The organism is Massilia glaciei, assembly GCF_003011895.2.
In the GTDB taxonomy this organism is placed as follows: domain Bacteria; phylum Pseudomonadota; class Gammaproteobacteria; order Burkholderiales; family Burkholderiaceae_D; genus Telluria_A; species Telluria_A glaciei.
Map to the genome: position 1 here is coordinate 1 of NZ_PXWF02000248.1, position 205 is coordinate 205.

The 205-nt window shown below is 80.0% G+C and carries 1 protein-coding gene; it reads left to right on the plus strand.

Going from position 1 to position 205, the window contains the following annotated elements:
• A partial coding sequence (locus C7C56_RS28950) for a hypothetical protein (RefSeq protein WP_181373218.1) occupies positions 1-205 on the plus strand: 205 nt, incomplete at both ends.

The following is a 205-nucleotide window of genomic DNA, read 5'->3' on the forward strand; positions in this document are numbered from 1 at the left end:
CGGTGTGCGCCGTGCTGGCCGTCGCGCTCGCCGCGGTGCTCTGGCAGCGGCAGGCGGCATCGCCCGCGGCCCCGGTCGCCGCGCCGGTGGTCAATGTGGTGCGGGTGCCGGTGCAGGCATCGCCGGTGCCGGTTGCCGCGCCGGTTGCCGTTGCGACGCCGGCGCCGGCGCCGATCCCCGCGCCGCCGCCTCGGCAAATGCCGGC